Genomic DNA, 14,190 nt, shown 5'->3' with positions numbered 1-14,190 from the left:
TTTCACCATAAACATTCACATTTATTTTTATAGAAACCACTTGATTATGTTGAATAACTATTCTTAAACGAAAGAGCCGATCCCCTTATCGGAATCGGCTCTCCATATTATTATATCGTTTTAGGCTTCATCTGTGGCTTAGCCTCGTTATTTAATTTCTGAACAGCTTCTTTGCTTGTATCTACACGTTTTACAAAGATAGAAAGAACTAATGCCACAATATTTATTCCTAAAGCAACGTAGAATGAATATTGAATTCCCGCTAATAATGATTTCTGCATGAGTAATGCCTGACTAGAAGCAGTTAAAGTTGTTGGATCTACACCAGACATTAAGTTTTCTGCTTCTGATGTTGTTACGGAGTTCATGATCGTTACAAGAATAGCCGTACCAATGGAACCGGACACTTGTTGTACTGTATTATTAACAGCTGTACCATGTGGGTTTAATACGTTTGGTAATTGATTTAACCCATTTGTCATAATTGGCATCATCACCATTGACATCCCAAACATACGAAGGGAGTATATGAAAATGATATGACCATAACTAGTGTCAAGCTGTACATTTGCTAACATGTACGTGGAAACAGCTGTTACCGATAAGCCTAAAACTGCAAGAACACGCGGTCCAAATTTATCGAATAACTTACCTGTAATTGGTGACATCAATCCCATAATGATCGCACCAGGTAACATCATTAATCCTGAATCAAGCGGTGAAATACCTCTAACATTTTGCACATAAGCAGGTGTTAAAATCATACCGGAAAACATGGCTACTGCATTCACAATCATAATAACTGAGCCAAGTGCAAACATTGGATATTTATAAACGCGTAAATCTAATAATGGTTTTTCCATTTTCAATTGACGAACAACGAAAATAACTAAAGCAATCACACCAGCGATCAGAGTTGTTAAAACGATTGGATCTGTCCAGCCATCTGAGCTTGCTGAACTGAAACCATATAATAGACCTCCAAAACCAATTGAAGATAAAACAACTGAGAAGTAATCAAGCTTCGCTTCTTTGTTTTGCTCCATTACATTTTGGAATTTAAAGAACGCTAATAATAGTGTTATAACAGCTAATGGTAAAATCATTTCAAATAGTAAACGCCAGTCATAGTGTTCAACAATATAACCTGATAAAGTTGGTCCGATTGCCGGAGCTGTAATCATAACTAATCCAAAAACACCCATTGCTGCACCACGTTTTTCACGTGGAAAGCTGACAAGCATAACATTCATTAATAAAGGTCCCATTACAGAAGAACCTGCTGCTTGAATCATACGACCTGTAAGTAATAAACTAAAGTTAGGTGAAAATGCTGCTAATGCTGTACCTAACGTAAAGATAATCATCGATGTGATAAACAAGCTACGGTTAGAAAATCTTGTGAGTAAAAAGGCCGAAGCCGGAATTAATACACCACTGACAAGCATATAACCAGTAGCAAGCCATTGGATTGTTGAATAATCCTTAATTCCCAAGTCCACCATCATAGAAGGTAATGCCACATTTAACAGTGAGTTATTTAAAAATGAGACAAATGCTCCAATAAATAAAATGGCGATCATTAAATAAGGCGGTTTCTTTTGTTGTAATGTTTCTTCCATCATATAACCTTCTTTCCTATCGTAATACTTTTAGTATTCTTTCTTATAAAGTCCTCTTTTAAGTAAATCAATTTGTGCCATATAAGTTCTTAACGCTTCTTCATTCGTTAAATCTTGACCAAACACCTGAACAAAATTTTGCGAAGTAATGGATCTTAGAATTTTAACAACCTGTTGCAGTTCTTCTTCATTTTTAATATTCAACTGGTCCTGATTGATTAAAGATAGGATGTTTTGATACTGCTTTTTCTTGTTCTCGTACATATGATCTGCCAGTTTGTTTTCCAACTTGTAATTCATATTGAGAAACACATTTTTAAAGAAGTTTTTATACTCCTGTTTTCTTTGGTTCTTAATCACTAATTTAAACAATTCAATGAATGCCTCAAATATATCTCCATTTTTATCCTTTAATATCGTGATAAATCGTTCATTATTTCTTTGAATCAACTGATTTGTTAGATAATAAAATAAATCCTCTTTATCCTCAAAATATTGATAAAAGCTACCTCTGGGAATTCCGGCACTTTTAATAATATTAGCAATAGATGCTTCATGTAGCGGAACTCTCGAAAACTCCTCTTTAGCAGCTTGAATTAATGTTTCCTGTTTTTCTTTTGATATTTGAAAAAATGTTTGTTTAGGCATATTTACACTTCCTCTCCAACAAGGTGACACAGTGTCACAATCGACCGCAAGAGAAATTATATAATGACACGGTGTCATAAGTCAACAGAAAAAGTGACATGTTGTCACTTTTTTTAAAAAAAGAAAATAGAAAGCCTAAAAACCTTATTGTATGGTTTTTAGGCTTCTGTAAAAGAATAAAAATTGCTTCTTATGTTATGAAAGACATATTTCTTAACCGGTTAAGATGCTTTTTATGGCAACATTAAACCTTGAACTTACTAACTATTTTTTGCAAATCTTCCGCCAGCGCAGATAAACTATTTGCTGAAGCTGTTATTTCTTCCATAGAAGCCAATTGTTCTTCAGCAGATGCCGCTACATTTTGTGAATGCTCTGAAGTGTCAGCAGATATATTGGCAATACTATTGGCAGTAGCTGATACTTGCTCTGTGCTAGCTGAAATTTGTTGTGCTGTTGCAGCCATATTTTGAATTTCACCTAAAAGCTTGTTCATGAATAGAAGAATTTCTTTAAAGTTCCCTTCTGTTTGCTGTACAATACTAAGCCCTTCTGCTACCTCTACAGAAACTTGCTCCATTGATTGGTTAGAACGAATCATATCCTGCTGGATTTCTGAGATTAATCCTGATATTTGGGAAGATGACTGTTCTGACTGTTCTGCTAATTTTCTTACTTCATCGGCTACTACTGCAAATCCCTTTCCATGTTCCCCTGCTCTTGCTGCTTCTATTGCAGCATTTAAAGCAAGCAGGTTGGTTTGTCCTGCGATCGAAGAAATGGCTTTCGTGATTTCACCAATTTCTCTAGATCGATTTTCCAAAGACTTAATCACATTACCACTTTCGGTCACGGAATGATTGATTGATTGAATTTGCATCACCGTTTTTTCTACATACGTTCCCCCTTCTTTTGCTTTATTGGTCGCTTCTGAACCGAACTCTGATATAGATAGAGCGTTGTCAGCAATTGATTGAACTCCTTTTGCTACTTCATCTAGCGCTTTCGAACTTTCCTGAACATTTAGAGTTGAACTTTCTGCTCCGCTCGCTACTCTTTGAATGGAATCAGTGATCGTTTCCGTTGCTTTACTTGTTTCTTCTGAACTTGCCGTCAACTCTTCAGCAGAAGATGCTACTTGTTCTGATGTAACGATTACTTCATTTAGTAATGTTTTCAGATCATTAGCCATCACGTTATAACTGTTTGCAAGAATGCTCAACTCGTCACCTGTTTTATCTTCAATCCTAGTTGTAAAGTCTCCATCACCCGCAAGTTGCATTGCAGAGGTTACTTTAGTTAAACGTTTTTTTATTCTATTCGTAAACAAGTACACCACTATACTAGCTAACAAAATGATAATGACCAACCAAAGCAAAAATGTTTTAACAAAATTATCAATAATACTTTTAATAATTTCTTGAGAAGCTCCTACATAAAAAATCCCGACCGCCTCTCCGTTGCCATTTTTAATCGGCATATACGCTGTTTGATACATATTGCCTGCTACATTTGCCTCGCCGTAGTAGTTTTCACCATTTTTTAAAACAACATCAGCAACCTCTTTTGATACTTCAGTACCTAATACACGTTCACCATTTTGTATAACATTCGTCGCAATTCTTGTATCATACTGAAACAAAGTGACTGTATCACCTGTATCTTCCCCAATTTTATCAATATATTCATTGTTGCCGTTCATTAGTGTCTCGCCTTTGTAAAGCTTATTGTTTTTAATTTCCCACTCACCTGGATATTTATTATCAACATACCTATAAGCAAGTTCTAAATCACCTTTTGCCTTTTCAGTTGCAAATGTTTCAATCCCCGACGTAATTTCCTTTACCACAACAAAACCAACAATAATTGATAACATAATGATAACACCTAGAACCATCATATTAATTTTAGTTCCAAGCTTAAACTTCAAACTTTTCATCTGATATATACTCCCTTTTATTTAGATAGTATATATATCGGTTTAAAACGAATAAGGGTTAATGAATTTATTAAGAAATTTACAATGGAACTTTAAGGAAGGGAATCTTTTACAAGGACAAAAAAATAGCAAGGGCCTGAGATCAACTCAAACCCTTGCTATTTTGACGCGCTCGAAGGGATTCGAACCCCCGACAGACGTGGTACCGGAAACCACCGCTCTATCCAACTGAGCTACGAGCGCACAATAATATGTCAGTACGAAAAATTATACGGCAACTTTCACTTAATTTCAACTGTCTTTTCAAGTATTTCGCTGGAAAAGACTCCAGGTCATTTCAAAAACAAAGTTCTAACTATCTCTATTTTAAGCATATTTTACTTTATAGGCAAAAAGAAGGGAGTTGGAGTATGACATTTTACTCATTGTTGTTAGTGATCCATTTAGTTGCAGCTGTAGTTGGACTTGGTGCTAGTTTTGGAATGCCTGTTTTAATGAGTAGTGTTAAAACTGTTACACAAGCAAAGTTTGCGCTTGCTGTTTCAAAAGGGATTGAAAAATTTGCAAAGGTTGGGAGTATTACATTATTGATTACAGGAATCATCATGGCCATTATTCAGCCTTATTTATTCAAAGAAATTTGGTATATTGCCTCCCTTGTCATTTATGCTGCTGTTCAGCCAATAGCAGCAGGTTTATTACCAAAAAAAGCAAAGCTTCAAATGGAGATCCTTGAAAACTATCTAGGAGAGGAACTGCCTGATGAATACAATACTCTTGCTAAGGAATCTGTTCCATTGAATAATGTTTTACATATCGCAGCTATTGTTTTAATCATATTGATGACATTAAAGCCTTTTTAATTTTTATATGATGCAGCATCAAAAGGTGCTGCATTTTTTCATGCGTTTATAATCAGAAAAATGTGGGAAACATGATTACATGTTATGCTATTACCATACATAAAATAGTAAGAGGAACACATGGATATGCATTTTAAAAAATTCATTTTACTGCTTCGGTCTTTTCGTTTGACCTTTATTGACCTTAGTTGTATGATGGAGATACATAAAGTTTTATCTTTTGTTTTATGTCTATGTGTAAGTCTTAAAGGATTACATAGTATCTAAATTTTCTTTTAAGGCGAAAAATCTTTCTTATATTAAAGGAGGAATACAAAAATGAATTTAATCCCTACAGTTATTGAACAAACAAACCGTGGTGAGCGTGCTTATGACATCTACTCCCGTCTTTTAAAAGACCGTATCATTATGCTTGGTAGTGCAATTGATGATAATGTAGCGAACTCTATCGTTTCTCAGCTGCTTTTCCTAGAAGCAGAAGATCCGGAAAAAGATATCTCGATCTACATTAACAGCCCGGGTGGATCTATTACAGCTGGTATGGCAATTTATGATACGATGCAATTTATTAAACCTAGTGTTTCTACAATTTGTATCGGTATGGCCGCTTCAATGGGCGCATTCTTACTTGCAGCCGGAGACAAAGGAAAACGCTATGCTCTTCCTAACTCTGAAGTGATGATTCACCAACCACTTGGTGGAGCTCAAGGACAGGCAACTGAAATCGAAATTGCTGCAAAACGCATCTTGTTCTTGCGTGATAAATTAAACAAAATTCTATCTGATCGTACTGGTCAATCATTAGATGTGATCGAGCGTGATACAGAGCGTGATAACTTTATGACAGCTGAACGTGCGCTTGAGTATGGTTTAATTGATAAAGTATTGGATCGTAATACGTTAGGGAAATAATGTGAGAGAAAAGCTAAAGCCGGATGGTTTTAGCTTTTTTATTTCCCTAAAAGAAAGACACACCGTCTAAAAACCTTTCGGTGTGTCTTTTCATTAACTTTCCTGCTGAACAAATTTCTCTAATGCTTCAACAGCTTCCTGCTCATCGCTGCCTTCTGCAATGAGATTGATTTCTGCTCCGGAGCTAACAGCTAAACTCATTAACCCCATGATGCTCTTGGCGTTTACCTTTTTTCCATCTTTCTCTAAAAAAATATCTGATGCAAAACGATTTGCTTCCTGAACGAATAACGCTGCTGGACGCGCCTGTAAACCTGTTTTTAGATTTACTTCAACTTGCTTTTCAACCATTGTAATCTCCTCTTCTCTTTTAATTATTTTATAGATAACGGCTGGCCTGATCTAAGTTGTTCAGCTATTTCGTCTAGCTTTCTTAAACGATGATTAATGCCTGATTTGCTAATTGTACCGCTTGATACCATTTCTCCAAGCTCTTTTAACGTAACATCTTGGTACTCAACTCGAAGTTTGGCGATTTCCCGCAATTTATCTGGTAATGCATCTAACCCGATTTTATCATCGATATAGCGGATATTTTCGACTTGTCTAAGGGCGGCTCCTATTGTTTTGTTTAGATTGGCTGTTTCACAGTTAACTAAACGGTTAACAGAATTCCTCATATCCCGGACAATTCGAACATCCTCAAATCGAAGCAATGCCTGATGAGCACCGATAATGTTTAGGAACTCGGTGATTTTTTCTGCTTCTTTTAAGTAGGTGATAAACCCTTTTTTTCGTTCCAGGGTTTTGCTGTTTAATTCAAATGTATTCATTAACTCACAAAGGGAATCATTATGTTCCTTATATTGTGAGAAAATTTCAAGGTGATATGATGAGGTTTCCGGATTATTAACAGAACCTCCTGCAAGAAAGGCTCCTCTAATATAAGAGCGTTTGCAACATTTCTTTTTCACTAAATTTTCAGAAATACTTCTATAAAATGTAAAGCCTTCATCAAGAATATTAAGATCTTCTAAGATGTCCTTAGCTCGTTCAATAAGGCGGACAATGTAGACATTGTTTTTCTTCAGACGCATCTTTTTTCGAACAAGCAGCTCCACAGATATTTCATATTGTTTTTTAAGAAGAGTATAGATTCTTCTTGCAATCGCTGCATTTTCCGTTTGTATATCTAAGATTAACATACGATTTGAAAATGAAAGAGAACCATTCATTCGAATAAGTGCTGATAGCTCCGCTTTTAAACAGCATAGCTTTAGTTCTAAGTTTGTTAATTCTTTTTTTGTCTCAGATGCAAATGACAACTCTGCACCCCCATTCTTTCCCAGGAACTCATGTCATCTCTTGTTGTAGAATTCCATATAATAGCTTCGCAACCTTATTTGTATCATGTCTAATCACATTATTTTCATAACTAATAATTTTATCTGTTAACACTTCAAGCCCTAATGATTTTAGGTTCTCAATATCATAATGCACTGGCTTTGCCAGCTCTTCCTCATAAAGTGATTTAATGTTTTCAGGAATTTCTTCTTCATTGACAAGGATCGTATCAATGAATGCTTCCTGCATATGATCGTATAAGGCTTTAACGTGATCACTAGCTGAGAAATCCAAGGTTTCTCCAGCTTGTGTCATCACATTGCAAATGTACACCTTTTTTGCTTTTGCTTTGCGAACCTCTTCTCCAATTTTAGGAACAAGCAGATTCGGCAAAATACTCGTGTACAAGCTGCCAGGTCCGATAATAATTAGATCAGCGTCCCGAATCACTTCAACCGTTTCTGGCAAAGGTTCGATCTTACTCGGACTAAGAAAAACCCGCTTGATCTTCTTCCCTGAAAATGGAATCTTTGATTCTCCTGATACAACCGTTCCGTCTTCCATTTCTGCATTTAAAATAACACTTGTGTTTGCCGCGGGTAATACTTTTCCTCGTACATTTAACACTGTGCTCATTTCTCTGATTGCATGAACAAAGTCACCGGTAATGTTCGTCATTGCTGCTAGGATTAAGTTTCCTAAGGAATGACCAATTAAATTGCTTCCTTTATTAAAGCGATGCTGAAACAGCTCTTCAACAAGAGGCTCAACATCTGATAATGCCGCTAATACATTGCGTATATCTCCAGGAGGAGGGATGTTTAACTCATTTCGGAGCCTTCCTGAGCTCCCGCCATCATCGGCAACAGTTACAATTGCCGTAATATCAACAGGGAATTTTTTTAATCCTCTTAATAGAACTGATAATCCTGTTCCGCCACCGATGATGACTACCTTCGGTAATGTTTCTGCTGCCATTCCTTAGTGATGCTTTCTTTTCTCAATGTCTCGATGCGAAACTTGAGTATGGTAATCGTTTTTATAGAAATTGGCAATGTATTCAGCTAATGTTACTGAGCGATGTTGTCCTCCTGTACATCCAATCGCAATAACAAGTTGGCTTTTTCCCTCACGCTTATAGTAAGGCAGCATAAAGGTAAGCAGATCCTGCAGCTTCTCTAAAAACTTCTGAGTTTCATTCCACTTCAGTACATATGAAGAAACCTCTTCCTGCAAACCGGTTTTTGGTCTCATATGGTCAATATAATGTGGGTTAGGTAAAAAGCGTACATCAAAGACAAGATCTGCATCAATAGGTATTCCGTATTTAAAACCAAAAGATGTAACATTAACAGTAAATGTATGCTCTACACTTGAAGAGAACTGTTTAAGAATTTTTTCTCTTAGCTCTCTTGGTTTTAGATCTGATGTATCATAGATGAGCTGCGCTCTGCCTTTTAACTCTTCAAGAAGCTCTCTTTCAAGTCCAATTCCTTCTAAAGGAAGCCCTTTTGATGCTAATGGGTGGGAACGTCTTGTTTCCTTGTACCTTGTTACAAGTGTTGAATCTTTTGCATCCAAAAATAAGATATGTGGTGTTAACCATGCATTCTCGGCTAAATCATCAAGCGCTTCAAACAAACTATCAAAAAACTCTCGTCCTCGAAGGTCCATCACAAGCGCCACTTTATTCATTTTCGAACCTGACTCTTTCATTAGCTCTAAAAATTTAGGTAACAAAGTTGGCGGCAAGTTATCTACACAGAAATACCCTAAGTCCTCAAAGCTTTGAATGGCAACTGTTTTACCAGCCCCAGACATGCCTGTAATAATTACCATTTGCACTTCCTGCGGTGACTGTTGTTCATTTTGTTCAATGGTCATTTCATATCCTCCCCTCTTTCTTCCCTCGTATTATTTTCACTCTTCAGCTATAGCCTCTATTGTCACGTTACCATGTTTTATCTAACGTTCATGTACGTTTGTGAGAAAATGTGCCGCACATCTGACTTTTATCGTCTTATTGAGGATCTAGACGGTAGGAAAGCAGCTCATAATCAGGTGTGTATGTAAAGGTACCATAAAGCATTCCTGTTCCTTTAATAACATATTCTAAAATGTGATGATCTCCCGGTGCCATTGGCAACTCCTGAATAACATCTTTATCATGCCATTTTATCGATCCTTCTTCAGATTCCAATACATTTGTTCCTTGATAATCTGTTGCTAAGAAGGTAAACATCATCCATTCAGAAACAATATCTGTTCCATCTTTTATAATGAAGGTAAAGATCCCTTTTAGCTGTGGGTTTTTAATATATATGCCTGTTTCTTCACGGAATTCTCGTGTGACCGTATCCTTCACGGATTCTCCCAGTTCCATTTTCCCACCAGGAGCTACCCACCAGCCTCTTCTAGGTTTTTGCAGGAGTAGAACTTTATTTCCTTCCATTAAGACGCAATTGGTTACTCTTTGCAAATTCTTCACCTCTATTTTTCACATAACATTATTCTAGCTAGCAACGTACTTTTTCTTTCATTATACTATATTTCAAATTATCTTCACAACGAACAGGATTGGTAATCTTCAACAAAATACCTTTTTTCACAAGTGGTTAAATCTTTGGTTATTTTTTATTACCTACGAGAGAGAGTTTAAGAAGAGGTCTACTAATATGTATATACGTTTATCTTGAAAAACTGTTTCATTTTTTTGCAGAGAAAATAAAAACACCGGATGGACAAAAAAAGGGAGCATGGGAAAGGGCGCCCATGCTCGAAAATAAGTCTATTTATAAAAGGGGGTCAATTACTACTTATATAGTACCTCATAATTGTTTCACTCATGTTACAAGATAGTTAAAACACAATTACGAAATTGTTAATCAGCCTTCGACAACCTTTTACAATCATGTCCTGTTTATTTCACAGCCTTTAATTTTTCAGCTAATTCTTCTACATAATGTTGAGCACTTTGTGCCGCTATACTTCCATCACCTGTTGCTGTAACAATTTGGCGAAGCATTTTTTCACGAATGTCACCGGCAGCAAAAATTCCCGGGACTTTTGTTTCCATGCGCTCATTTGTCTCAATATAGCCATTTTCGTTTGTGATTCCAAGGTTTGCAAATGGTTTTGATAATGGCACCATTCCGATGTAAATGAACACACCATCAGTTTTAAATTCTTGTTCTTCTCCATTTTGTGTATTCACTAAAGTTACGTTCCCAACTTTACCGTCTTGCTCATGAATTTCTTTTACAGTGTGGTTCCAGATAAAGTCGATTTTTTCGTTATCAAACGCACGTTGTTGGAGAATTTTTTGAGCTCTTAATTCATCACGACGGTGAACAATGGTTACTTTTGAAGCAAAGCGTGTTAAGTATACCCCCTCTTCTACTGCAGAGTCTCCTCCACCTACAACCACTAATTCTTTTCCTTTAAAGAATGCTCCGTCACAAACAGCGCAATAAGAAACTCCGCGTCCACCTAATTCTTTTTCACCAGGTACACCGATTTTCTTATATTCTGCACCAGTTGTAATGATCACAGCTCTTGTTTTATATTCTTTTTTTCCAGCTTTGACAATTTTATATTCTTCACCATCAACGATTTCCTGAATATCGCCATATGCATATTCTGCACCGAATTTTTTCGCATGGTCAAACATTTTTGTTGATAATTCAGGCCCTAAAATGTGATCAAATCCAGGATAGTTTTCTACTTCTTCTGTGTTAGCCATTTGACCGCCCGGTACACCGCGTTCAATCATAAGTGTTGACAAGTTAGCACGTGAAGTATATACAGCTGCTGTCATACCAGCTGGACCTGCTCCTGCTATAATAACGTCATAAATTTTTTCTTCTGACACGTTTATTCACTCCTTAAATAAACCTATACTCTGATTATCTGCTTTTTCGAGAAGACAAATACCCTTCAATTTATCTTCAACATTTTTGTGCTATAAACATCGTATTAAATATAAGATAATGATGCCATTTTTTTGCTCAAAAGGGAAGAAAGGTGTTGCGGAATTTGGTCGATTTCCGGGGAAATTTGTCCAAACGAAAATAAAAGTTTAAATCCAGTTTGTATATTTATCATAGTGGGACAAGGGACCTGTCCCTCTGACCCACTAAAAAAACCCGCCGTTTGGCGAGTTTTAGAGTAGCATGTTCTTAACAAGTTTTGCATATTTCCCTACAGATGATACAGATACTCCGTATTGGGAAGCGATATTTGTTTGGCTTACAGGTTGATTTGCTTCGTTTCTCCAAACATATTCTAACGCAGCAGCCCAGCCTTGGTGATTTTGTAAAGCTATGTTTTCTTTGTAGGCCTTCATAAGCACACGGAAAGAAAATAAAAATAATTCATCTTGCTCTGAATGAGCAAATAAGGATTCTGCTATTTGATGAAGTGAGGACACTTTATCAAATTTGTGATAATCCTTTGATAAGGCAAATTTAATGAATTCCTTTTCAAGCTGAGACTGCGGTACAGTTGATGCTTGATACTGGGAAATCTCATTTAAATTATTTGTTTGAATGGCAAGAAAGATTGCATATAAACGCTCTTCAAGTGTCATACTACTTACACGATGATTCGCATCTCCTGACGCATTCCACGGCTCTGAGCCTTCTTTAGCTTTGTTTTCCTTTAGTACCCGCTCCCACATTTGTTCAGCAAATGCGACATTTCCTGTAAAGTAGGCAGCATACGATAACCAGTAATAAAAGACTTCATCTCCCTCAAAGCCCTGTTTATAAAGAGATCGCAGCCATTTATAAGCAATTGGGTAATGTCCTACTAAAGCAAAAGTTGCCCCCAGCTTATAGCGGTGTTCGAATAAAAGCGGATGTACATTTGATAATACTTTTGCAATTTCTTCTACTTTGTCATCCTGGCGTTCATAATAATAAAAAACTAAAAGATTACAGTATGCATGAAGATTGCCGGGATTTCGTTCTAGAACTGTTTGCAAGTATTGCTTTGCTTTATCCACTTCTCCTACATAAAAATAAGCCAAGGAAAGATTGTTGTGTGCTGACCAAAACTCCGGGTATTCTTCAACAATTTCTTCAAGTAATGTGATTGCCTCTTCAAAATTACTTGATTCTAGAAGAGATTTAGCCGCATCCTGTTTTAAAATTAAATCATCAGGATCTTTTAAAAATGGTTCTTCTTCGTCATCTTCCATTGTTAAAAGATCAATCAAATCCTCATTTTCCTCAATAAACTCTCCAAACGGATCTATTCTTGAATACTCTGTTGCGCATTTGTATGCTTCCTGAAATAATCCAAGATGTGCGTAATTGTTTGCCATAAAGTAGTGACATTCCGTCATATCTTTATCAAGTTCTTCAAGTATATATGAAAGCAATTCATTTGATTGACTGTATTTTCCCATATCAGTATAAATCGTTGCGAGCTGGGAGAGCTTGATGGAATCCTTCGGGTCTAGCTCAACAGCCTTTTGTAAATATTTACTTGCTTTTTGATAGTTTTGCTCTCGGTATGCCTTAAGACCTTTATTATAATAATATTGTCCATCTTGGAGAAACGGGACAACCTGTGCGTTTTTTTGTTGTTTGCTCAATTGTTTTCCCACTGAAATCCTCCATTTCATTCATTTCACCGTACGTAAGTATACCACAAGTTGTGTTTCCAAAGTAGTAGGTAAATAAAAAGACATGTGTACTCTTCATTTGGAAAAATACTTCCAAATTTGTAAATAGCAAATATTCACTTAAAAATAAGTGAAGAATATGTGTAGTACAATATCAGGAGGATTTTTGAATGAATGAAAAAGGGTTATCACCACATCATATTGAACTAACATCTTCTGAAATAGGTGCAATCTGGGCTACGTATATGACAGAAAGTGCTAGCAAACCAGTGTTAACATACTTTACCCATATCGTCGAAGATGTTGAAATAAAAGGGCTCATTGACGTAGCCTTAGTAAAATGTAAAGAGCATATTGGAACATTAACTGAGATTTTCCTTAAAGAAAAGTTCCCTCTTCCTATCGGTTTTTCTGATCAAGATGTAAATATTAATGCGCCTAGACTATATTCTGATTCCTTTATGCTTTACTTTATTCGTCAATTAGGTAAAGCTGCAATTGCTGCTCATGGCATGGCTTTTTCAATGTCTGCAAGAAAAGATCTTCGCGACCTATATTTTCATTATTTAACAGAAGCTGCAAAGATAGAGGAAATGGCAAAAGAAATTGAGCTTTCGAAAGGATTGTTTATTCGCCCACCTTATCTGGGAAAAACTGCAGAAGCTAGCATGGTGGAACAACAGGGATTCCTCCGCGGCTGGTTTGGAGAAAGACGAACATTAACAGCCGCAGAAATAGCCCATATTTCAATGAATTATATGAACAATGCTTTAGGGAAATCATTACTTATTAGTTTCTCTCAAACAGCCAAAGCCAAGGAAATAAGAAACCATTTTATAAAAGGAATCGAAATTGCCGGTTCTATTATGGAGGTTCTCCGCAGACTCTTAGAGGAAAGTTCATTACCCTCTCCAATGACATGGGATACAGAGGTTACGGATTCAACTGTTGCACCATTTTCGGATAAATTAATGCTTTTTCACATTACCGCCTTAAATGGAATTGGACTAGGAAATATCGGGGGCTCCTTGGCGTTATCTATGAGACATGATTTATCAGCAAAATACTTAAAAATGATAAAAGACATCGGATTTTATTCTGAAGACTCGGTCAATATCATGATTAAAAACAACTGGTTTGAACGCCCGCCGCAAGCAATGGACAGAAACTATTTATCAAAACAACATTAAATGAAAAAAGGACTGTCCCCTACCACACTTGCTGGAGACAGCC

13 protein-coding genes and 1 tRNA gene are annotated in these 14,190 nt (G+C 36.4%); 3 read left to right on the top strand and 11 right to left on the bottom strand.

The genetic code is table 11. The features are described from left to right. Nucleotides 1-110: 110 nt before the first annotated feature. From AC4GZ8_RS13905 to AC4GZ8_RS13890, 4 genes are all read right to left on the bottom strand, one after another. Nucleotides 111-1,622: a DHA2 family efflux MFS transporter permease subunit gene (locus AC4GZ8_RS13905; RefSeq protein ID WP_491082475.1), complete on the bottom strand. Its 1,512-nt coding sequence runs from the start codon at nucleotides 1,620-1,622 to the stop codon at nucleotides 111-113. A gap of 30 nt (nucleotides 1,623-1,652) precedes the next feature. Then, nucleotides 1,653-2,270 carry a TetR/AcrR family transcriptional regulator gene (locus AC4GZ8_RS13900; protein WP_491082474.1) on the bottom strand — a complete coding sequence of 206 codons (618 nt, stop codon included), beginning with the start codon at nucleotides 2,268-2,270 and terminating at the stop codon, nucleotides 1,653-1,655. A gap of 244 nt (nucleotides 2,271-2,514) precedes the next feature. Beyond that, complete coding sequence (locus tag AC4GZ8_RS13895) at nucleotides 2,515-4,209, bottom strand: methyl-accepting chemotaxis protein (RefSeq protein ID WP_491082473.1); 1,695 nt, start codon at nucleotides 4,207-4,209, stop codon at nucleotides 2,515-2,517. 167 nt (nucleotides 4,210-4,376) lie between these two features. Next, a tRNA-Arg gene (locus tag AC4GZ8_RS13890) sits at nucleotides 4,377-4,452 on the bottom strand. A gap of 167 nt (nucleotides 4,453-4,619) precedes the next feature. Here AC4GZ8_RS13890 and AC4GZ8_RS13885 point away from each other — a divergent pair. Together AC4GZ8_RS13885 and clpP are read left to right on the top strand one after the other, a co-directional pair. Further along, nucleotides 4,620-5,072 carry a DUF2269 family protein gene (locus tag AC4GZ8_RS13885; RefSeq protein WP_491082472.1) on the top strand — a complete coding sequence of 151 codons (453 nt, stop codon included), beginning with the start codon at nucleotides 4,620-4,622 and terminating at the stop codon, nucleotides 5,070-5,072. A gap of 318 nt (nucleotides 5,073-5,390) precedes the next feature. Further along, on the top strand, nucleotides 5,391-5,984 hold the full coding sequence (gene clpP / locus AC4GZ8_RS13880) for an ATP-dependent Clp endopeptidase proteolytic subunit ClpP (protein WP_078431657.1): 594 nt from the start codon (nucleotides 5,391-5,393) through the stop codon (nucleotides 5,982-5,984). Nucleotides 5,985-6,077: 93 nt separating this feature from the next. Here the strand turns inward: clpP and AC4GZ8_RS13875 are convergent, their stop codons facing one another. From AC4GZ8_RS13875 to AC4GZ8_RS13845, 7 genes are all read right to left on the bottom strand, one after another. Continuing rightward, nucleotides 6,078-6,335 (bottom strand): HPr family phosphocarrier protein, encoded by a 258-nt coding sequence (locus tag AC4GZ8_RS13875; RefSeq protein WP_078431658.1) that lies wholly within the window; start codon nucleotides 6,333-6,335, stop codon nucleotides 6,078-6,080. Between the two features lie 23 nt (nucleotides 6,336-6,358). After that, nucleotides 6,359-7,309: a DNA-binding protein WhiA gene (whiA, locus tag AC4GZ8_RS13870; RefSeq protein WP_491082471.1), complete on the bottom strand. Its 951-nt coding sequence runs from the start codon at nucleotides 7,307-7,309 to the stop codon at nucleotides 6,359-6,361. Nucleotides 7,310-7,337: 28 nt separating this feature from the next. Then, complete coding sequence (locus AC4GZ8_RS13865; protein ID WP_491082470.1) at nucleotides 7,338-8,306, bottom strand: gluconeogenesis factor YvcK family protein; 969 nt, start codon at nucleotides 8,304-8,306, stop codon at nucleotides 7,338-7,340. 3 nt (nucleotides 8,307-8,309) lie between these two features. Further along, on the bottom strand, nucleotides 8,310-9,212 hold the full coding sequence (gene rapZ / locus AC4GZ8_RS13860; RefSeq protein WP_491082469.1) for an RNase adapter RapZ: 903 nt from the start codon (nucleotides 9,210-9,212) through the stop codon (nucleotides 8,310-8,312). A 136-nt stretch (nucleotides 9,213-9,348) separates the two neighbouring features. Beyond that, nucleotides 9,349-9,816 (bottom strand): 8-oxo-dGTP diphosphatase, encoded by a 468-nt coding sequence (locus tag AC4GZ8_RS13855; protein ID WP_491082468.1) that lies wholly within the window; start codon nucleotides 9,814-9,816, stop codon nucleotides 9,349-9,351. A 432-nt stretch (nucleotides 9,817-10,248) separates the two neighbouring features. Next, on the bottom strand, nucleotides 10,249-11,199 hold the full coding sequence (gene trxB / locus AC4GZ8_RS13850; protein WP_491082467.1) for a thioredoxin-disulfide reductase: 951 nt from the start codon (nucleotides 11,197-11,199) through the stop codon (nucleotides 10,249-10,251). A gap of 291 nt (nucleotides 11,200-11,490) precedes the next feature. After that, a complete protein-coding gene (locus tag AC4GZ8_RS13845) occupies nucleotides 11,491-12,939 on the bottom strand; it encodes a tetratricopeptide repeat protein (protein WP_491082466.1) in 1,449 nt (482 codons plus the stop codon). Nucleotides 12,940-13,127: 188 nt separating this feature from the next. On the opposite strand from AC4GZ8_RS13845, the gene AC4GZ8_RS13840 reads away from it, so the two are divergent. Continuing rightward, nucleotides 13,128-14,147 (top strand): DUF3231 family protein, encoded by a 1,020-nt coding sequence (locus tag AC4GZ8_RS13840; protein WP_491082464.1) that lies wholly within the window; start codon nucleotides 13,128-13,130, stop codon nucleotides 14,145-14,147. Nucleotides 14,148-14,190: the final 43 nt, after the last annotated feature.

The sequence above is a fragment of the Metabacillus sp. RB-C-LZQ-3-1 genome, from assembly GCF_058315175.1.
Note: the sequence above shows the minus strand (reverse complement) of the source record. Positions and strands in the feature narration are given on the sequence as shown.